Source organism: Acinetobacter sp. AG3 (assembly GCF_022343575.1).
Taxonomy (GTDB): Bacteria; Pseudomonadota; Gammaproteobacteria; order Pseudomonadales; family Moraxellaceae; genus Acinetobacter; species Acinetobacter guillouiae.
Window position 1 is genome coordinate 2,975,964 of sequence record NZ_JAKQZD010000001.1, and the last position, 21,733, is coordinate 2,997,696.

General features: G+C 36.0%; 17 protein-coding genes and 2 pseudogenes. 9 read left to right on the forward strand and 10 right to left on the reverse strand.

What is annotated here, in order from left to right:
• Positions 1 to 75: 75 nt before the first annotated feature.
• Positions 76 to 1,131, reverse strand: coding sequence for a GTP 3',8-cyclase MoaA (gene moaA, locus L3V46_RS13830; RefSeq protein ID WP_239046017.1), 1,056 nt, complete (start codon positions 1,129 to 1,131; stop codon positions 76 to 78).
• A gap of 323 nt (positions 1,132 to 1,454) precedes the next feature.
• Here moaA and L3V46_RS13835 point away from each other — a divergent pair.
• Positions 1,455 to 1,995, forward strand: a pseudogene (locus tag L3V46_RS13835) (integrase core domain-containing protein); the annotation flags it as partial.
• Positions 1,996 to 2,166: 171 nt separating this feature from the next.
• On the opposite strand, the gene L3V46_RS13840 reads toward L3V46_RS13835, so the two are convergent.
• The 6 genes from L3V46_RS13840 to L3V46_RS13865 all read right to left on the reverse strand — a co-directional run bounded on the left by L3V46_RS13840 (position 2,167) and on the right by L3V46_RS13865 (position 9,254).
• Positions 2,167 to 3,174 (reverse strand): AraC family transcriptional regulator, encoded by a 1,008-nt coding sequence (locus tag L3V46_RS13840; RefSeq protein WP_004820352.1) that lies wholly within the window; start codon positions 3,172 to 3,174, stop codon positions 2,167 to 2,169.
• A gap of 90 nt (positions 3,175 to 3,264) precedes the next feature.
• Positions 3,265 to 4,005, reverse strand: a complete 741-nt coding sequence (locus tag L3V46_RS13845; protein ID WP_239046018.1) for a molecular chaperone — start codon at positions 4,003 to 4,005, stop codon at positions 3,265 to 3,267.
• A complete protein-coding gene (locus L3V46_RS13850; protein WP_239046019.1) occupies positions 4,005 to 5,294 on the reverse strand; it encodes a fimbrial protein in 1,290 nt (429 codons plus the stop codon). Before L3V46_RS13850 ends, L3V46_RS13845 begins: the two co-directional genes overlap by 1 nt.
• The gene (locus L3V46_RS13855; RefSeq protein WP_239046020.1) at positions 5,291 to 7,885 is read right to left on the reverse strand and encodes a fimbria/pilus outer membrane usher protein; all 2,595 of its coding nucleotides are present in this window, start codon (positions 7,883 to 7,885) and stop codon (positions 5,291 to 5,293) included. The genes L3V46_RS13850 and L3V46_RS13855 overlap by 4 nt, the downstream gene beginning before the upstream one ends.
• A 17-nt stretch (positions 7,886 to 7,902) precedes the next feature.
• Complete coding sequence (locus tag L3V46_RS13860; RefSeq protein ID WP_056515329.1) at positions 7,903 to 8,649, reverse strand: molecular chaperone; 747 nt, start codon at positions 8,647 to 8,649, stop codon at positions 7,903 to 7,905.
• 62 nt (positions 8,650 to 8,711) lie between these two features.
• Positions 8,712 to 9,254, reverse strand: coding sequence for a fimbrial protein (locus tag L3V46_RS13865; protein WP_239046021.1), 543 nt, complete (start codon positions 9,252 to 9,254; stop codon positions 8,712 to 8,714).
• 402 nt (positions 9,255 to 9,656) lie between these two features.
• Here L3V46_RS13865 and L3V46_RS13870 point away from each other — a divergent pair, with 402 nt between their 5' ends.
• The gene (locus tag L3V46_RS13870; protein WP_239046022.1) at positions 9,657 to 10,031 is read left to right on the forward strand and encodes a DUF1090 family protein; all 375 of its coding nucleotides are present in this window, start codon (positions 9,657 to 9,659) and stop codon (positions 10,029 to 10,031) included.
• A 770-nt stretch (positions 10,032 to 10,801) separates the two neighbouring features.
• Positions 10,802 to 11,081: pseudogene (locus L3V46_RS13875) on the forward strand (carboxymuconolactone decarboxylase family protein); the annotation flags it as partial.
• 57 nt (positions 11,082 to 11,138) lie between these two features.
• On the opposite strand, the gene L3V46_RS13880 reads toward L3V46_RS13875, so the two are convergent.
• Positions 11,139 to 11,468 carry a darcynin family protein gene (locus L3V46_RS13880; RefSeq protein WP_004820336.1) on the reverse strand — a complete coding sequence of 110 codons (330 nt, stop codon included), beginning with the start codon at positions 11,466 to 11,468 and terminating at the stop codon, positions 11,139 to 11,141.
• A 112-nt stretch (positions 11,469 to 11,580) separates the two neighbouring features.
• On the opposite strand from L3V46_RS13880, the gene L3V46_RS13885 reads away from it, so the two are divergent.
• From L3V46_RS13885 to L3V46_RS13905, 5 genes are all read left to right on the forward strand, one after another.
• Positions 11,581 to 12,180 carry a TetR/AcrR family transcriptional regulator gene (locus tag L3V46_RS13885; RefSeq protein WP_239046023.1) on the forward strand — a complete coding sequence of 200 codons (600 nt, stop codon included), beginning with the start codon at positions 11,581 to 11,583 and terminating at the stop codon, positions 12,178 to 12,180.
• Between the two features lie 359 nt (positions 12,181 to 12,539).
• Positions 12,540 to 15,194, forward strand: a complete 2,655-nt coding sequence (gene mutS, locus L3V46_RS13890) for a DNA mismatch repair protein MutS (protein WP_151803461.1) — start codon at positions 12,540 to 12,542, stop codon at positions 15,192 to 15,194.
• 149 nt (positions 15,195 to 15,343) lie between these two features.
• Positions 15,344 to 15,883, forward strand: a complete 540-nt coding sequence (locus L3V46_RS13895) for a GNAT family N-acetyltransferase (protein ID WP_343212686.1) — start codon at positions 15,344 to 15,346, stop codon at positions 15,881 to 15,883.
• A 346-nt stretch (positions 15,884 to 16,229) separates the two neighbouring features.
• Positions 16,230 to 16,553: a ferredoxin FdxA gene (gene fdxA / locus L3V46_RS13900; RefSeq protein ID WP_004721686.1), complete on the forward strand. Its 324-nt coding sequence runs from the start codon at positions 16,230 to 16,232 to the stop codon at positions 16,551 to 16,553.
• A gap of 140 nt (positions 16,554 to 16,693) precedes the next feature.
• Positions 16,694 to 17,413, forward strand: a complete 720-nt coding sequence (locus tag L3V46_RS13905; protein ID WP_004721687.1) for a D-Ala-D-Ala carboxypeptidase family metallohydrolase — start codon at positions 16,694 to 16,696, stop codon at positions 17,411 to 17,413.
• A 179-nt stretch (positions 17,414 to 17,592) separates the two neighbouring features.
• Here L3V46_RS13905 and L3V46_RS13910 read toward each other — a convergent pair whose 3' ends face one another.
• Both L3V46_RS13910 and L3V46_RS13915 read right to left on the reverse strand, forming a co-directional pair.
• Entirely contained in the window at positions 17,593 to 19,125 is a 1,533-nt protein-coding gene (locus tag L3V46_RS13910; protein WP_239046024.1) for an aspartate aminotransferase family protein, read from the reverse strand.
• Between the two features lie 3 nt (positions 19,126 to 19,128).
• Positions 19,129 to 20,502 (reverse strand): diaminobutyrate--2-oxoglutarate transaminase, encoded by a 1,374-nt coding sequence (locus L3V46_RS13915; protein ID WP_004721690.1) that lies wholly within the window; start codon positions 20,500 to 20,502, stop codon positions 19,129 to 19,131.
• A gap of 499 nt (positions 20,503 to 21,001) precedes the next feature.
• On the opposite strand from L3V46_RS13915, the gene L3V46_RS13920 reads away from it, so the two are divergent.
• On the forward strand, positions 21,002 to 21,709 hold the full coding sequence (locus L3V46_RS13920; protein WP_004721692.1) for an SIMPL domain-containing protein: 708 nt from the start codon (positions 21,002 to 21,004) through the stop codon (positions 21,707 to 21,709).
• Positions 21,710 to 21,733 lie beyond the last annotated feature (24 nt).

A 21,733-nucleotide genomic window follows, 5' to 3' on the forward strand; every position in this document is an offset into this window, starting at 1 on the left:
ATAATATACAGCTTCACAATAAGCGATTCATTTCAAATAAAATAAGCAGATACAATTCTATATCTATGTATAAAATCAACCTCCAATAGAATGCATACTAATCTTACGAATGGGTGCAGCTTGGTAAGCAATATAGCCTGCTTTTTTTTGCCAAACGGCTTCCAGAATTGTTGCTATCAATTGTTTTCCCTGAGCTTTAGCCAATAAATGTCGAACAGAAATACCTGTATTGGCAAACAAACATGTAAATAACTCACCTGTCGCGGTTAAACGCAAACGATCACAACTTTGGCAAAAAGGCTTACTGATTGTGGAAATAATACCCAGTTTAAAACCTTGATTGAGTGTATATATTGTGGCTGGGTCATTATTTCGCTCTAATTTATCGATGCGAAAATGTGGCGAAAGTATATTGATAATGTCATCCTCAACCACGACTTTCTCAGGCTTCCAATGCTCAGGTTGATCCAATGGCATATATTCAATAAATCGTAGTTCAAAGTCATTTTGATAAGCCCACTCAGTTAATGACAATATTTCCTGATGATTCTGTCCATACACTAAAACACAGTTGAGTTTAATTGGGATATTTGCAGCTTTTGCCGCCTCAATTCCTTTTAATACGGGTGTTAAGGGTTTTTGAGTCATTTTTAAAAAAGTGTCTGGATCAATACTGTCTAAACTTATATTTAGATCATCAAGCCCAGCTTGTTTTAGCTCAACTGCATATTTTTCTAAATAATAAGCATTCGTCGTCATTGAGACACGTTGTAAACCTAAGGGTCTTAACGTATTGAGCGTATAAATAAAATTAACGAGCCCTTTTCGCATCAACGGCTCGCCACCCGTTAAGCGAATTTGAGTGATGCCAAGCTTAATCATCACTTCGCAAAATCTATAAAGTTCTTCAAAACTTAAAATATCCTGTTTAGCTAACCAGGTCGGATGATCAGGCATACAATAACTGCATTTAAAATTACATCGATCAGTCAACGAAATTCTTAGTTTTCTTTTGTGTCTTTGAAACTGATCAACTAATTTCGATTCAGGTAAATGTGCTGATAAAATAGATTCAAACTGGCTTTTTGTTTCAGAGCTTATGCTTACAGAGCTTTGTTTTGATACCTTCATCGTTTTATTTCTCAGCACTTAAAAACAGTTTTGCTTCGTTAAAGTTGCGTGGCAAAAATAGATAAAACCAGCAATAACGCCTAATCTAAGTACCCTACACTTGCTCATTCAAAGCCTAATCAACCTTTCTTATTGAACTTTGTTGTAAAACCAGTCCGTATGGCCTTGTTCAGCAATATCATTCACAGATCAACAAACTCGTACCTAAAACCTATCATACAAGCCATTCATCTTCTACTGCCAAGCCCCGATAAATCGATGAAATCTTTTAATCTTCTTTGATCCAAAACGTGGTCGTATTTACCAACGCAAAGGCAAACATAATAGAAACACACCATCCAGGATATCTTGGAGCAAAAGATATCTTTTACGTTGGCAATCTCAAAGGTGTTGGTCGAATCTTTCAACAAACTTTCATCGACACCTACAGCAAAGTCGTTCGTAAGCTCTATACAACGAAAATACCGATTACAGCAGCAGATCTTTTTAAATGATCCTGTATACCATTTTATCAGTCACAGGATCTACCAATGCTGCGTATCCTGACAGATAGAGGTACTGAATATTGCGGTAAGGTTGAACAACATAATTATGAGCTATGTTTAGCCATCAATGATATTGATCACACAAAAACAAAACCAGCACTCCCACAAACGAATGGAATATGCGAGCGTTTCCATAAAGACGATCTTGCAAGAGTTTTATCAAATTACATTTAGGAAGAAGCTATATAGTACATTAGAGGAATTACAAGCGGCTCTAGACGTTTGGCAAAATTCTATAATACTGAACGAACTTATCAGGAGAAAAATGTGCAGTGGTCACACACCACTAGAAAGATTACTTGAAGGGAAGCGAATTTAGCCTGAAAAGAATCTAGCTCAAATTTAACCTGACAGACACACTAAAAAAGGGTAACTGTCAGATCAGGTTTGAGCGAGTACATGTAAATTTAACAGAAGTAATTTCTGAGCCATTTCTAATAAAACTTAGTGAATTTAACAAAACAAATATAATTCTTTAACTTTACCTATTTCAAATAGCATCTTTATTAAAATCTTTTCTCCATTGTATTGGGCTCATACCAAACCAAGTTTTAAATGCTCGGTTGAAAGAACTTTGTTCGTTATAAGCGAGCAAAGCTGATATCTCATTAATGTTCAATGACCTGTCCTCAAGGTATTGTAATGCCAGTCCTTTTCTAACTTGGTTAAGACGTTGCTTAAATGTATAACCTTGTTTTTGTAATTTGTATTGAAAAATTCTCGTAGGAAGACCTACTTTTTTGGAAACATATTCAATATTGATATTACCTTGATGAATAGCTTTGATAATATTTTGTTGCACCAATTCATCAAATGAATTCACTTCTGGTAGCTCAATCAACAAAATGTCTGCTTGCCTATTTAAAATATTTTTTAAAACAGGATCAGCCTTATTTATGGGCAACTCTAAATTACTTTTCGCAAAAAGCATTCTTGTTCTATTTTTCGAAAACTCAATATTACAATCAAAATATTTTTCATAAGTACGTGGATTTTTGGGTCGATCGAATACAAACTCCACTTTGTTCAACTTCACAACATTGGGTGCTACAATGATGTTTACAATATTAAAAAATATAGCAATCATCGTCTCATCCGCTAACTTACCTGCTTTAAAGTTTGCATCAAACTCCCATGACACAACAAGGCTTTCATCTTCAATAGAAACTTCCATTTGCATAAAATCATAACAAAGCCTTTGATATTTAATAAAAAAAGGCAGTGCATCATATAAGCTTTCACATGATAAGCCGATGTATCCTAAAATACCTAAATGTGAAGGTTTTACATATCTAGCAATTTCTAATCCTAGAGATGGTCTATTATATTTTTCTTCAATTGCTTTCAACATTGCTAACCATTCAGTGAATGGAATTCGTTTGTCTTCATACAAATTGTTTGCAATTTTAGCGACATTTAAATTTTTTTTTAAAATAAAAAGCTCTAACAAATCAATTAAACCGCTCGTCACAGACTTTAAACTATAAATACGCTTCATCTTTAATTTTCCCTGTACATCTAAAAAAGATTAATCGCTAAGCATCAGATTTTATTAGAACATATAGAACTATACCAAGGTTCTATATCATTAGCTAAATGGGTTCAGATTTCTCTGAAAGTGAATTGCATTACCATCATCATCAAGGAAATCAAAGCTAAGTGTATATAAATTATCATTTTTATTAAGTTCACCAGCTATTTCATAACGTTTAGTTGAATACGGGTAGCACATCATGTCCATTTCTGATTGTATATATATTTTTTGAGAAGAACTTTCAATTTTTAAGTTGATCAATGAAGCATGATAAGGCGTGGGATTTTCACACTCGATATAATTTTTTTTATCTTGTTCAACGATTTTGAAATGTATTTTTTCTACAATCATTTCAGGCAACATTTTTGCGATCTGTTTAGGACGATAAAATAATTTAAGCTGAGTATTCATTGCTAAATTCATATACGCAGCTTGATCGCTATGGCGCTTAATCATTGGTATTTCATATAGATTTAACCAAAAAACAGTCTCTCTATCGTTTGGTAGAGCCTTGCCATTATACAAAATTCTAAGCCCGTGAATGTCATTTGATGCGAGTTTTACAAAAGGTGGTAATATTAGAAACGGCATATTATTAATATCAGGATCCCCTTCTCCTTGATCAACCCATGTTTGTAGAATAATAGGATAGTCATTAGTATTTGCTAACATTAGACTTTGCTCATGCTCACCGTCCTTAAAAACTATCCGTGTTTTAGCAGCCAATACCCCAGCTTGACATAGAAATGAATAAAACAAACAAATACATAATAGTGTAAATTTTGTTATTTTCATTACTGCACCTTAACTAATACATATGCTGTGGAATTAACTTTTCCAGCTTTAATCGGTTCAGTTCCAGGTAGTTTTTTTAAGATTGCGGTAAAATTATGTAGATAATGCGTATAGCCTGATTCTGTTGATGCCCCTGTTTGTGCTCCACTTAGTACAGGATACCAACCTGCAGCTGTACCCCCACCTGCTAAACCTGGCTGACCAACAAAATTCATATCTGTCCCAGTATTTGTGTTTTTTAAGAAAATTCCTACACCTTTTGCTGATTGTGCATCAGTATAATTATCTGAGAGTAAAGCAGTCACACCATTTTGGGCATTTACTAAACCTAATTGTTGTGCTGCTGCAAATGCACCATTTGAAGTCTGTATTCCAATAGCAGTCTGATTACTTGCTGTACCTGAAGTAACTTGATTGGAACATTCAATAGATACATTAAAGTTCTCTTGTACAGATTGATTTGCACCAAGCGCTAGAGTATTAATCGTATTGAAAAAAACAATAGGAGTCGCATTGCGAGCAACACAAGTTGGCTGATTCGAAAGTGAGTTTCCAGTGCGCATTCCATAGCCTATTCCATTATTTACTCCCCAAAATCTATAATTTGTATTCGAATCTTCTCCAACATTATCACTGGTTAAACCTGGTCCTTTTAATTGAATATATGCATTAGGCTGTATACAAGTATATGAACCCACCGTGATTTGATTGTCTATACCAGTTCCACAATAAGCGCTACCTGAACCAGACTGAGGTGCTAAACGGCTAACTCTATAGAGTTCTGCATAAAGCGATGGGATATCTTGTAGTCTAATTCGTATTTTACTTCCGACAGTTTGATAATTTTTGACCGGCAAGGATTTCCAATAGCGAGTTAAAACTACCCCATCCATTGTTTGTTTAAGACCAACATACTTATAGTAAGTTGCATATACATTGGGAAGCCCATCATAGAGTCCACCCAAATCCCAATAGCCCCCTACTCGATCATCGCCATTTGTAGCTACCAAGAATTGGATATTCGGTAAATCTGTAAGGTCACACTCCCAAAATACTGTCGAGGCATTCGCTCCACCATAGGTATAACTTGTTGGAGGGACAACAGCACTCCCCATTAAACTCCCAACAGGTTGTAAATATAAACTTGTTAAGTTTACTTTTCCAAACACAATGGGCGCAGTAGTACCATCAGTTGCTAGAAAATTTCCCACTTTTGTACAGTTAGCATGGGCAAAGATAGATAAAAAGAATCCCAATAAAATTAATATTTTGAATTGTGTGCGGATCATTTCAACTCTCCAGATTTACACGTTTCTTCCAGACGAATAATCGTTTGTTTAAGAAGTTCATCATTCAGCTGATAATGAACATCACATTTCTGATCTGATTCTTCGCCCCATTTGACAGTTAGAACCCCTTGCTTTGCTGAAGTACGAACATACATTTGACCACTTTGCCCCACCATTCCAATCACATTATTTTGCGAATCAATTACATCAGCACCTAAAGGAACAAATTCATCAGCATCCAATTTTGCTTGGATGAGTAATGGATAACCCATTCTGGTTTTAAACTTTACTTTTACCGCTGCACCAGCATAGGGAACAATACGTTGATCATTTGTTTCAATCTCAACACGATCAGAAATGCCTTTTGGTTCTAATGAAATATTGTTATAGCGATAAGGTGTAATTGCAGGAATCAGCGCATAACCTTGATGATTAATTCGTGTACCTTGACCATTGAAGAGTCTTGCACCTTCAGCACCTTTGGCTTCAACTAAAGCAAAAGTTTCACCAAGGTATGGACCAAATGTGATCCCTCCAGAATGCACCGCTAATGCGCCTTGCAGATTAGTTGAAACTTGCCAGTAGTTATCACTCATTGAAGCATTTAGACCTAAATTACTATTGTCTAGACGTTTATTGAGATTTGTATTCCAAGTCGTCACTTGCATATTTCGATCATGGCTGAGACCTACTGCATAATTCAGTGATTGATCCTGAGTTAAGGAACCAGACAATGTACTTTGATAAAACTCTTTAGCGTTTTCAGCATGTGAGTAAGCTAAATCTAAATTCGGTAAATTTGTTTTTTTGTATCGTCCTAAAGGAAAGCTCAAAGAAAGATTCACTGAGGTATCTTGACGATTATCAAGTAGTTTTGAATCTATTTCATCAAATCTATTGTTGATGATATTGTCATAAGCATAACGTTGTCGCATTACAGCCAGATTGAGCGTCAAACCGTTTTGAAATGCTTTGCCGTATCCAATTTGTGCCTGCACATCATTATCACGACCATCACGGTAGTTTTGTGCTGACCCTGATAAAAATAATATCCCGTAATCACCAAGGCTTTGGTTCAGCGTAATTTCAAAACGGGAGCGTTGTTGGTAAGTCGATGACTCCCAACGATAACCATGTTTATAAGAATTCCTCAGCCCAATAACATCGCCTAGATCTCTATATCCTTCAGTTGAATAACGATAGCCTGCTAAAGATACTGTCGTGTTGGTAGGCTGAAAAGTCTTACTATAGGTGAGGTTAGTCATCCAACCTGTTATTATATTTTCATCAGGTAAACTTGCTCTAGAGTAAGTTAAGTTAGCACCAAAAGCACCGATATTTGATGCATATGTTCCGCCTAAGAGGCCAGCTTGATAACCATCTGCTAAACGTAATCCTGAATTTAACGTGACGCTATTACTTATTCCTCGTTGATAAGTAAGATTAGAGAAAAAAGTGTCCTCTCCAATATCACGAGTTTTCCCTACATCTAAGTTATAACGTGAAGCACCTAAACGTAGAGACTCAGGTACAGCTGAAAATGGAACACTAAACTGAGAAATCGTTCCATCAGCTTCTCTAACTTTAACGATTAAATCACCATTAAAATTTGTAGGATATAAATCAGAAATTTTAAACGCGCCTGGCGCTACTGTTGACTGATAAATCTCCTTTCCATTTTGCAATATAGAAACATTTGCATTGGTTTTAGCTATACCTTGAATCGTTGGTGCATAGCCTCGTAATGAATCAGGTAACATCCTTTCATCGGAACTAAGGCTCAATCCATTAAAACTTAACCCTGAGAAAAACTTTCCAGAACTATAGGTCTGCCCTAAAGTCAGTACACCTTGAATAGGTTCTATAGGGCGAGAAATATAACTACGAATATTGGTCCATTTTGTCCCTATTTCTGGACTATAATTAATATTAGACTGTTGACGATATTGCCATTTTCCAATGTTTACACCACCATTTAATGATACATATGCAGCAGATTGAGTCTGCGAATGATCCTGTAATTGATATGAAGTATGATAATAATTACCCAGATAATTGATAAAGCCAATACTTTCACCCGCATCCCATTGGGATGCATTAACATAGCCCCGTGGAATATTATGCATATCATTTTGAGGGATACTAATATCAAGTCGAAGCTTTTCAAAATTAAAATTTATTGAGCTGGATTGAATATAATTTGATAAGAGTACACATTGATCTTGCTGTTTTTTAATATTTATCAAAATTTGCTCTGAAATTCCTAATTTTTCTATAGCAACTAAATCAAAACATGGTGAAATATTTTTTTGTTGGTCTTCTACAAACTTTAAATCCATACGTTCAATAATTTGCTTGTTAACAAAAACATCCACTTTGTAAAAGCCTGGCAATATATCTTCTTTTTCACTTAGACGTTCTAATAGCTTAATTTGATGATCAGATTGTCCACGGAATAATGCTTGATCAAATATATATTCACCATCGTTATTAACATGATCATTTGCATCGGCAGAATTATTACCACCAATCAAGTAACCTACTAAAAATATAGACAATAAGCTTCTACGGCCAAAATATTCAGCAAACATAATATTATACTCGCTTATTATTTATTCAGAGGAATCTCGTGGACGACTAAAGCACCATAATCATTAACAAGGGTAAGTTTAATTTTTGAATCTTTTAAACTATGCGTATTATTATTTATTACCCAATTAACTTTAGCTTTTGGAGCAATTAAGTCATTTTTTTTCACCACGATTTCGCTATTTCCAGCAACTAAACTTAATTCTTTAATATTCACATAATATTCAGACGAATTTTGAATGTTTAATTGCTTTTTTGTTCCATCATTTTCCAAGGCAAATTGAACTTTTTTATAAGCATCTGCTGTAGAACCTTTCAAATTTTTAGGACGGTAAAAAACCTTGACACGATTCTTAAATACAATCATTAAACGGCTACTATCGCTGTCTTGTTTTTTTAGTGCAGGAAACTCAGAAAAATTTAAATAAAACAGTGACTCAACATCCTTTGAGACGTTTTCCTCACCCGTAAATATTAAGCGCACAGTTTGTCCAGTATTTGGATTTATCCGAAAAATTTGCGGACTAACAACAAAGGGAGCTTTGCTTTTTTCAAGAGTAGAATCTTCATCCCCTTCATCTAGCCAAATTTGTACAAGGTTTGGATATTGATCTTTATTTTGTAAGTAAATCGTCTTTTCATTTTGGCCATCAGGAAAAATTACACGTGTTCCTGTAAGAACTACACCTGAGAAGGCAGCGGACATTATGGTTAAGCCACCAATCAAAATATGACTTTTTATAATATTGACGATCCACCTACTCATTTTTACCACTCCAACCAAAAAATTGATTGATCTGCTACTTAAGTAGCAGATCAGATAAAACCTTATTGATAGCTTAAGGTGTATTCAATAACTGAGGTCACAGCACCTTGTGTTGCACCACCAGCTTCAGAAATATAACGCGCACCAAAATCATGGCTGGCACTTGTTGCACCATTGAGTAATTTCAGACCTTCAACAGCTGTTGGCCCATTTAGAACAACTGAAGTTGTTCCAGCAGCTTCTTTAGTCAACTGAATCGCAACATTAGTAGCAGGATTAACTGTTGCTACATTGCCTAAATTGCCACTCGTAGTTACTGAGTGACCTAAAAATTTTGTTTTAATATCAAGATCTGAGCTAGGTGCAGTACATCCAGTGACATTAATCGTAAAAGGTGTCAAACCTGCTGTGGCACCAGAAGAAGTTAGCGTATTTGCTGATACCGTAGGTAGTAAAACCACGCCATTGGTTCCACCATTGATTGAAGCTTGGCAAGTTTGATCTGTAACTTCCCCTTGAAATGTTACTGTAGGCGCAGCATTTGCAACGCCTGTAACCATAATGCTCATAGTTGCTATTGCTAGAAAACGATTTACTAATTTCATAAATACACCTTTAAATGATAAATAAAACCAAATGAAACTATGAGGATAATAATCTTTAAGCGACAAACAATTCTTTACATTTCACACAAATTACTTATACATTTAAAACAAATTTTCTTAAAAATTTAAATATAAATTTATTATTTTAAAAAATTATTTATTTAATTCAACTAGATAAATTTACTCAAAACCCACAAGAAAAAGAGTGATAAGTTTAACAAAAATAATAAAATACCCAATACAAGACAAATTATTGAATTTTAATAATGACTTAAAGAAATAAAATGAAATCAATCATATTTATCAGTTTATTATTCAAATTTATTTATCAAATAACTTGATAAATAAATATTTTTCAAACTAAAATAAAAACAATCAAACGCTAAAAAGGAAATAACCTGAATGAATTTTTATAAATCTATTGCTACAGCCTCAATAATCTTCGTATCAATTAACACTTCAAATGCTCAAAATTTTCAATCATGCGAATCAAAACAACAAGAAATCGAAAGTAAATTAAAAATTGCAATACAACATAATAATACATACGAAATAAATGGTCTTAAAAAAGCACTAAAAGAAAATCAGATACATTGCAATAATGTGACATTAAAGCAAAAAACAGACACTAAAATCAAAGAAAAAGAAATTAAAATACAAAAACTTAAATCAGAAATACAACTAGAGCAAAAATCTGGAAATTTAAATAAGATTAAAAAGAAAGAACGTAAAATTGAAGCCTTAGAAAATGAAATAAAAACATTAAAATCTCAATAATTAAAAAGGGAAATTCAGTTCCTTTGAACTGAATTTCCAATATACCTTAAATATTTTCCTTATCTAAACTCATTTTTAAAGTAAAATATAAATATTCATAATCTTTACTTGTCGCTTCTTTCAATACTTTTTTAATTTGTCCATCATTCCAACCTTGATATTTAACTCTCGTTAAGAAGATAGAAATGAGAATAAATGCATGATCACCTTTCCTTAGATAAGTTCGATTATATTTTCGTTTAACCTTTGTGCTTGATTTTGACAAAACAATAATTACTTAAAAAAACTGGACGTTAAAGTTTAAAATTATTGATTATTGTTTTCTTTACATCTTAAACATTTTGTTTATCATCTAAAACAAAAATGCTAAATAATCAGAAAAATTCTATAAATATAAATACCTTACATTAAAACCATTAATCATACTACCATTTCAAATTAAGTAATCAATTGTTTAACTTCCAAACATAAATAAATATAGATGCTTTAATTTAGCGTAATTAATTGTTTTTAAAAAATATTGATCATCTAATAATAAAAACGGAGTCCTACTAGATGAGCTTTAAATTCCAGTCCATGATCTCAAAATTCTCAATAGTGGTTTTGGACTTCCGTAGTAAATCTTGATCCTTTTCCTTCAAAAATAAGGGAAATAACCTTTTTCGGTATACCATTATTTTCATACTAACCTTTGATTTTAACTCCAATAATTTTCGATTCCATAAAAATGATTTCGACCATTTGCAAAGTGCGTAGAATGATAAATTGATTGCTGCACTTTTCATTCCAAGGAATTAAGAGATATTGGATTCACCCAAGAGATATCATTGACAATATTCCAGGCTATAAACATTCGAATGCCTTTACCAACAAACAAAGACTTATTTTAGAATATGCGGAAGCAATTAATTTTTTTCTGAAAAAATTGAAACGGTTAGAGAGAGTTTAACTGATCATTTTAATGAGAAAGAGCTAGTTGACCTAACGGCAAGCATTTCTTTGATGGGAGCATTAAATAGATTAAGAATCACGCTAGGTGATAGAGATTAATCAAACAATCGATATAGTAAAAACTTCATAGCCCTCACTTAAGGGCTTTTTAGGCAGTTACAAAGACTCTCCATATTCTATATAGCCATCTTCTACTGCAGGAATAATTTCTACAAGCTCAAAATATGGAGTCGAAAATATTTCTGAGTCTCTAAGTGCATCTATTACAAAATAGTATTCCTGTAAAGATGATGTCTCGAAAACTGCAATATCGCTAGCACGAGCATTAAATGCCTCTGCATCATACCAACGGACTTTAACAGATTTATATTTTTTCAATATTTCTTGAATTGTCTTTTCACCTAAGTTATTACGATATTCTCTGGGCAGTGCAAGCCAAGTGGGCAATGCCTTTAAATGAATAAAAAAAGTAAATATTTTAGACATAGTTTCTCCATTAATTATTGATTTCAATTGATATATGATTTTGCTTGTAATGAGTGAGTGACCAAATCATTATATGAGTCATTACTCACATTTAATACTCGCATTTTTTACCATGACAGAAACCTTTCCAAACCCACGTAAAAGGCCGCGACAAGCGCGTTCAGTAATCACATTTGATATAATTCTGGAGGCAGCAGCTCGCATTCTTGAATCAGATGGATTCTCTGGATTTAATACCAATATTGTGGCAGATACTGCTGGAGTGAGTATTGGTAGTCTGTATCAATACTTTCCTTCAAAAAATGCATTAATTGTTGAACTCATAAGACGAGAAAGAGATCAACTTTATAATAGTGTCTTAAAAATTATTGAACAAAATGAGCGGTTAGATTTAAAAACGCTATTGAAAATGATTATAGAAAGAGCAGTATTTCATCAATTGAGTCGTCCTAATTTAGCGTTAATACTTGAATCTGCCTCAATATTTATCGGAAAAGATTATGAAGAAGAGTCTTTTCAATACAAATTAGAGGAAATATTGTCTAATCTTCTATCTAAATTTCAAATTACTAATGCACTCAAGACTGCAAGAGACATTATCGCCATCAGTAAAGGGATGATTAATACAGCGGGTATGACTGGTGAATTTGATGTAGAAGATCTACAGCGACGAGTTGAAAGAGCAATATATGGTTATTTAGCCCTTATATAAAGATAAAACTGAGCAGTCCAAGTCTCAATTTTAACAATATCACTTTTTAAGATATCCCCCTTCTTCATCTTATCAATAGCACGAGCAGATCATGCCATTTTCTTTTTGTTGCTAATTTCCGCACTCATCTTCGGATTCCTTTTTGTGAATCAGCCTCAATTTGTTAAGATGGCGACCGAGAGAAACCAATTTGTTTCCTCACACATTGTTGACTCAATTTTGGCACGAACAAAAGTACACTAAAGCTATGCTTTTTCCTTTGCTTAGGTCAGATTTGCACAGAAGTTGTTAGAATTGGTTAGATTGCCAAACTTTCAAAACAAACTTATTTATTATTTAAATTTAGAGATTTAATATACATGAATAGCATGGAAACAATGGCTGACTTATCCTCCCACACCCCTATGATGCAGCAATATCTAAAAGTAAAAATGCAGCATCCACACTCTTTAATGTTCTATCGCATGGGCGATTTTTACGAACTATTCTTTGACGATGCAAAAAAAGCCGCAAAACTTTTGGGTATTACCCTCACTCATCGTGGTAAAGCCAATGGTGAACCTATTCCAATGGCGGGTGTTCCATACCATGCTGCAGAAGGTTATTTGGCGCGTTTGGTTAAAAAAGGCGAAGCGGTTGTCATCTGTGAGCAAATTGGTGAAGTCACAGGTAAGGGACCTGTTGAACGCGGTGTAGTACGAATTATTACCCCTGGAACATTGACCGATGATGCCCTGTTAACCGCAACACAAGCATCGAATCTTGTTGCGATCTGCTTCCAACAAAACCAAATTGGTATGGCACTGCTGGATTTAAGTGCGGGTATTTTTAAAGTTCAACAACAAGAGTTTAAATCTGAAAGCTTGGCGATTGAATTAGCTCGCTTAATGCCAAGCGAAATATTGGTCGATGAAGACATAGTCGACCCGAATATTATTGAAGATATTAAACGACAAATTGAATGTCCAATTACCAAAAGACCTAATGTCGATTTTAATTTAAATAACGCACAAAAAACCTTATGTGACCAATTCGCAGTTTCCACACTTTCTGGTTTTGGTATTGACCATCTCCCCTTGGCTAAAGCAGCTGCCGCTGCATTGATTCACTATGCCAAAGAAACTCAAAAAACTGCGTTACCACATATTCGTTCAATTAAATTAGAACAAAGCTCAGATTTTATTGCACTTGATCCTGTTACACGCCGTAATTTAGAAATTATTGATCCATTATTCGAGCACGGCACTTCGCTGTTTAGCTTAATCAATGACTGCCAAACCGCAATGGGCGGACGATTACTGGCACGTACCTTGATGCAGCCCATTCGTGATACTCAAATCTTAGATGCACGTTTAGATGCAACGGATACTTTACTCAAAGGCTACCATGAAAGTCCTGTTCGCTTAGTCTTAAAAGAAATTGGCGATATTGAACGGGTTTTAAGCCGTGTTGCACTTGGCAGTGCACGTCCTCGTGATTTGGTGCAGCTTCGTCAAGCATGTGCACAAATCCCATTCTTAAGACATGCAATCCAACCGATTCTTGAGACTCAGCAATCTAAATTGATTGTACAATTGAATGAAGAATTGGGCGATTTTAATGGATTACACCAACGTTTACTGTCTGCGATTGTTGAACACCCACCTGTATTATTGCGTGATGGCAATGTAATTGCAGAAGGCTTTGATGATGAGCTCGATGAACTGCGTAAAATCCGTGATCACGCAGGCCAATTTCTGATTGATTTAGAAATCAAAGAGCGAGAAAACACGGGCATCAATACCCTGAAGATTGGTTATAACCGTGTTAGTGGTTACTATATCGAACTCACCCGTGCTCAAGCTGAACAAGCGCCTGATCATTACATCCGTCGTCAAACACTGAAAAATGCCGAGCGTTATATCACCCCAGAATTAAAATCTTTTGAAGATAAAGTACTTTCCAGTGAATCACGTGCACTTGCGCGAGAAAAACTACTCTTTGAAATGTTACTGGAAGAATTAAGAGCAGATATTGCCAATTTACAAATGATGAGTGCATCGATTGCCCATATCGATTTATTGGCAAACTTTGCCCATCAAGCCCGTTTGAATAATTGGAACCGACCTGAATACAGCCCAGAAATCGGGATCAAAATTACCGCTGGTCGACACCCTGTAGTTGAATCACTCAGTAAAACGCCATTTACCCCCAACGATACCCTACTCGATTTCAATCATCGTATGGCGATCATTACAGGGCCAAACATGGGCGGAAAATCGACCTTTATGCGTCAAACTGCACTGATTAGTTTGCTGGCGTATTGCGGCAGTTTCGTCCCTGCTAAAACAGCGAAGTTAGGACCGATTGACCGTATATTTACTCGAATTGGCTCTGCTGATGATTTATCTACGGGTAAATCTACCTTTATGGTGGAAATGACCGAAACATCTCAAATTTTGCACCATGCAACCAATCAGTCTTTGGTGCTTATGGATGAAGTTGGTCGTGGTACAAGTACTTATGATGGACTATCTCTAGCTTGGGCATGTGTGCTTGATCTAACCAAACGAATCAAATGTCTATGCCTCTTTGCCACACACTATTTTGAATTAACTGAGCTTTCAAAAGAAGTGGCAATTGATAACTACCATGTGACGGCCAAAGAGTTAAATGGTAATTTGATTCTATTGCATAAAGTTCAACAAGGTCCTGCCAGTCAAAGTCATGGTTTACAAGTTGCAAAACTTGCGGGGATCCCTGCGGGGGTGATTAAAGAAGCGCAAAAGCGTTTAAAAATTTTAGAGAAACAACAACAGCAACAATTGCAATCCGTTGTGCAAAATGACTTATTTGCAGAAGTTGAAACCGTTGAACCTGAAAAGCTTGAACACATCATTGAGATTGAAAAAGTCGTTGAAGTTGAAAAATCATCACCTGTACTCGATGCTTTAGCAAATATTGATGTCGATGATTTAACCCCTCGCCAAGCGCTAGATCACCTCTATGCATTAAAAGCAGCACTAAATGCATAAGCAGTAACAGCTTTCCAGTCTAAGTAAGTTTGAAATTCTCTACTTAGGCTGGAAATAACTTGAGTCTATTGATCTTTAAATAGCAATCTAGACGATAATTTAAAGCACTCCATAATGAGTAATTGAATGCTAAGTTTTAGGAGAATAATATCAATATTTCACTCAAGCCCCTGCAGCTTTCCGATATAGATCTCATTTGGCAACATATTGATCGACGTGAATTAATCACTCAAATGTATCTACAACAAAAGCAAAAATTACATTTGGTCGATTGTTTTTATGATGTGCAAAGCTGGGGTGAATATCATTTAGAAAATGATCCCCCGTTGTTAAAGCAGCATCTTATTCAAGGTGGACTATGTGTGGGTGCATTCAATCAATTGAATCGATTAATTGGTGTGCAACTGGTATCCAATCAAGTCATCAGAGATTATCCAGATGCGAAGCTATTACAATATTTTTATGTCGATGCAAATCATCAAGGTCTTGGTCTTGGTACACAGCTCATGCACTCTGCGATAAAATCAGCTGGGCAACTTGGTGCACAACAACTGTATATTTCAGCAACACCAACCCAGCGTACTGTCGACTTTTATCTTAAACAAGGCGCGCAGGTCTTAGAAAAACCTGATCAGCAATTATGGGAATTAGAACCCGAAGATATTCATCTTATCTATACATTGTCATGATCTAACGGATACTAAAAATACAGGTCTAAATAATTCTAAAGATGATGGCTGACTAAAAAACCAGCACACGAAGGTAATAACCCCATTTCGCTTCTGTGATTTAGTCTTATATTTATGTTCTTTTTTGAATATGTTTAGCATTTTTTCACCTATGGCCACATCAAAATAACAGCGCATATTTTAAAAAATGCATAATTCTTCACAAGTTAGGAGAATTTTCTATAAAAAAAATTGATTTAGCAGGTTCTTCTATATTAAATATCAATAAAAGCAATTGTTAGTTTGCGGCGTTTTCCCTAAAATACAGCATTATTAATTAGAACCATATTTTTAGGTAGCTGACGCCATGACCTTTGTTGTCACTGAAAATTGTATTAAGTGTAAATATCAAGACTGCGTAGAAGTATGTCCAGTAGACTGTTTTTATGAAGGTCCAAATTTCCTAGTCATTAGTCCAGATGAATGCATTGACTGTGCGCTATGCGAACCTGAGTGTCCTGCAAATGCAATTTTCTCTGAAGATGAACTCCCTGAAGGTCAAGAAGTATTTATTGAACTAAATGCTGAACTTGCTCAAAAATGGCCAAACATTACTCAAATTGGTGATCAACCTGAAGATCGTGAAGAGTGGAATGGTAAAGCCGATAAATTACAATACTTAGAAAAATAAGTATTGTATAAAAAAGATCAGCTTAGGCTGATCTTTTTGCATTTTAATATGTAAATTGTACATTTATTTGCAATTTATCCATAATACACGCGCCAAACTAGACTAAAATAGCCCGTTACTTGCTTTAGCTAATATTGAGAATGAAATTTATTTTGAAAGGTTTACTTGCTGTCGGTGTTACTACAATGATTCTGGCTGGATGTACATCTTCCCCTCAAAAGAATCCAACAATTAGCACGTCGCATGGTCAGCGTATTTACATCCCCGAAGAAAAAATTACGATTGAGCGACCCATTCCTCCTAAAACGATGCCTTCATCTTATCGCCAATGGCTGATCTATGGAGACAATCAGTCACGTGCACGTGATTATGAACGTTTTCTTGAACAAAATAATGCTGGAAATATTATTCCTAGTTTTGAGTTATTTAAAACTGCGCGTGATTGGGACAAGTGTGGTAAGTCTGAATATATGATTCCAAGCCGTGAGCTTTGGAGTAATCAATTACCAACATTAAAAGTATTTAAATACTTGGTTGCCTCTAAAGTTCTGACTGATTTTACTGTAACCTCGGTATATCGAGACTTACCTTTAAACCAATGTGCCGGTGGTGCTGGATCTTCACGTCACTTATTCAATTCAGCCATTGATTTCCGTATTGGGCCAGAAAATCCGCAACCTCAAGACTATGCGTATATTGAACATACCAAATTCAAATTATGCCAGTTCTGGTCGCAGTATGGCCAAAGCTTAAACATGGGCTTGGGACTGTATGCTTCAGGGCAAATCCATATTGATACTCAAGGATATCGTACTTGGGGACCTGATCTCACCCGTAATAGCTCAATGTGTAATTTTTAATACCCCATATTCAATTTAAAAGAGATCAATAAGATCTCTTTTTTTTATGACCAAGCATTTGATCATTGATTATATTTTAGATCAAAACAGCCTTAAATAAAAAACGCCCAATAAAATTCATCGGGCGTTTTTTGAAATAAAATTAATCTATTTCAAACGTCAATCAACTGGATATCAATCTAGTCAATTGCAGGCGTATAGGTACCATCAGCAATCGCATCTTTAATACGATCAGCTTCTTCTAATACCAAGGCAAGAAGATTCTTCACGTTTTCTAAAGTTGCAACTGGACTTAAAGTCGTCATTTTCAAAGATTGAACCTGTCCAACTTTAGTCACACCAATATTGGCTTCACCGCGCGCAAATAATTCATCTGCAACGTTTTGATTCAAAGTATCAAGTAATTCAACTGGATAATTGTCAGGTATTACACGGAATAATACCGATGCAAATTGTGGATCAACCAGCATTTCCAAACCAGCAGTAGCATTGATGTAATCTGCCACTTCACGAGTTAGCTTAACGCCATGGTCAATCATTGAACCATAAAGCTCTTCACCTAGGTTTTCAATCGTCATCCACAATTTCAACGCATCAAAACGGCGTGTAGTTTGTAGAGATTTAGACACTAGGTTCGGTACACCATGTTCTTCATCATAAGCAGAATTTAAATATTCAGCTTCATAATGCATAAAACGATAGTTCGCTTCATCTTTCAACAAGAACGCACCACATGAAATACTTTGGAAATAATGCTTATGGAAATCCAATGTAATCGAATCAGACAATTCAATACCATCAAGCATTGAACGGTAGTCATTCGATAAAATCAGTGCACCACCCCATGCTGCGTCGATATGCATCCACGCGCCATATTTATTGGTGATTTCACGCACTTTCTTTAATGGATCAATCGCGCCTGCATCGGTTGTCCCGGCAGTCGCAACGACACAAGCAACAATTTTGCCTTCAGTCTGTAAATGCGCCATGGTTTTTTCGAGCGCATCAACATCCATCTGTGCATTTTCATTGACTGGAACAGTCACCACAGATTGGAAGCCCATGCCCATCATCGCCATGTTCTTTTGCACAGAAAAATGTGCATTTTCAGAACAGATCACTTTGACATTACGCATGGCGTCACTTGGAACACCATCACGCTGCACAGACCAAGGCAGACCATTTTCGTCTTTCCAGTTCTTGGCAATACACCAGTCACGCGCTAACAATACGCCCATTAAGTTAGATTGAGTACCGCCAGAAGTGAATACACCTGCCTGACCTGCACCATAACCTACTTTTTGACGTAACCAATCGATCAATTGAACTTCCATCAAAGAACCTGCTGGGCTTTGATCCCATGAGTCCATTGATTGGTTGGTCGCATTAATCAAGACTTCAGCAATTTGACTTGTCACCATGGTTGGGCAATGCAAATGTGCTAAAGAGTGCGGATGATGTACTTTTAAACTTTTGTTCAGAAAAAGCTCAACCATACGCTCAAGCGATTGGTGTAAACCTAGACCTTGTTTAGACGGTGAAAAAGAAATCGCTTCACGAAGTTCTTTAATGCTCCCACCTGTATACATTTTGTCATTTTGCAACCATGCTGCGACCGCTTTAGTCGCCTCACCCATTGCTGACTCATAGTCAGCAATAGATTGAGCATCATTGCAGAGTAACGCTTTACGATGTTCTGCAAAATCTACCATGAATTAAGCGCCTCGAACTGCAATAAGAGCCTCTGCAACCGCTTTCTTAAAGCGCGCAATAGCTTCTTCACATTCTTCTTGAGTAATGATCAATGGGCAAAGTAAACGGATCACCGTACCGCTACGGCCGCCTTTTTCTAACAATAATTTATTGTTAAAACATGCCGTTTGAATTGCAGCAGCCAATTGTGAATCCGCAGGAAGAGAACCCATATGATCCGCTTGCTTACGCTCATCCACAATTTCGATACCGATCATTAAACCGCGACCACGAACATTACCAATACATGGGAATTCTTGCGCTAATTTTTTCAATTCAGCTTGTAAGAAATCACCACGTTGTTGCGCATTTTGTGCAAGGTTTTGCTCTTTAATGGTATTGATCGTTGCAAGACCAGTACCCATTGCAAGTTGGTTACCACGGAAAGTACCTGTGTGACCTGCAGGTTGCCAAGCATCAAACTTACGTTTAATACCCAAAACAGCCAATGGTAAGCTACCACCCACTGCTTTTGACATCACCACAACATCAGGTTCAATACCAGCATGTTCAAAAGCAAACATTTTGCCTGAACGTGCAAAGCCCGCTTGAACTTCGTCCAAAATCAACACAATGTTATGACGCTCAGTCACTTCACGGATTTTTTGCAACCATTTCGCAGGTGCTGTAACCACACCGCCTTCACCTTGAATTGCTTCAAGAATCACAGCTGCAGGCTTAGTTACACCGCTTTCGACATCTTCAATGAAGTTTTCGAAATAATAAGTTAAGGCATCAACACCTGCTTCACCGCCAACACCCAACGGGCAACGGTATTCATGCGGGTATGGCATAAATTGTACGCCTGGCATTAAGCCATTTACCGCATTTTTAGCAGATAAGTTACCTGTCATCGCTAACGCGCCATGAGTCATCCCATGGTAACCGCCAGAGAAACTGATAACTGTATTGCGACCTGTATAGGTTTTCGCCAATTTAATCGCTGCCTCTGTACCATCTGCACCAGATGGGCCACAGAACTGTAAGCAATACTCTTCTTGCCCACCCGGAAGTTGTGCAAGCAGTGCTTCAGTGAAAGCATCTTTTAAAGGCGTTGTTAAATCTAAAGTATGTAAAGGGAGACCACTCGCTAAAGTGTCTTGAATACTTTTAATCACCGCAGGATGGTTATGGCCTAATGCCAATGTTCCTGCCCCAGCTAAACAATCGAGGTACTTTGTACCTTCAACATCGGTAACCCAACAACCATGTGCTTCCGCTATCGCTAACGGTAATTTACGTGGATAACTACGAACATTCGATTCCATCTGACTTTGGCGAGTCAAGTAGTATTCGTTTGTGGAAGTGGCAGCAGGATTTACAGAAGTAACGCTCATATCGAATTACCATCTCTGATATGGGTTGAAAGAAATAAGTCGGGTGACTTGTGGTCCTTTGACTCGGTGCTTTATAGAAATCTAGTTAGAGTGCTTTTAATCTTCATAACTAGGAGCGCGATAATACAGTTTTTTACAAGAAAATAAATATCTTTTATGTACTTATCCACACTCCATTTATCGAAAAAAACATTTAGCTAAATCTAATTTGTTATTATCATCATACTATGTGACAAAGCAAAGAAAAGCCGATAATTAAAATCACTTTATAAATCTTAACCCTTCTGATCACTTTTTATCACAACCAATCTCGATAAGCTTTTAATTTTTAAAATATTTTAATCAAAACAAAATTGCAATTTATATGCAAATTATTACAAATGCACCACAAAATCTGCCATAGTTTTCCGCAAACCAGATTTATGATTAAAAACAGATTCAATTTATACAATATATCTTTCGGTCATAAAATTTAGTCAAACAATTTTAAGGATTCATTATGCGTTATTTAGCTTTAACTACTTTACTCTTGGGAACCACACTGAGCACAATGACGATGGCAGCAGAAAATGACCCGTTAAACTACAATATTGTCAATGTTCAAGCAGATGCGACACGTCAAGTGTCTAATGATGAAATGCATGCTGTACTTTTTATTGAGAAAAACAACAAGCAACCTGCTGAGTTATCTTCTCAAATTACTCAGTTAATGAATCAAGCGATTAGCATTTCGAAAAAGTATCCACAAGTTAAAGTCGAAACAGGCTCACAAACCACTTATCCTGTTTATGACAATGACAACCAAAAATTGAAAGAATGGCGTGGTCGTGCAGAAATTCAAATCGAAAGTAAAGATTTTAAAGCAGCAAGCCAATTAATCAACGAGTTGCAAACCAGCTTCCAAACACAATCGATTAATTTTACAGTGTCTGATGAACAACGTAAAAAAGTTGAAAATGAATTGATGGTTGAGGCTTCAAAGAACTTCCAACAACGTGCGCAAATTTTAACGCAAGCATGGAATAAATCGTCTTATAACTTGGTCAATATCAACATCAATACCAGCAACTCTTATCCGCAACCAGTATATGCAGCGCGTGCATCTATGGCTAAGTTCGAAGCTGCCGATGCAGTCGGTGGTCAGAACATGGCCGCTGGTGAATCAAAAATCACGGTCAATGCCAATGGTTCGATCCAGTTTAAATAATTTTTTGATGAGTATAAAGACCGT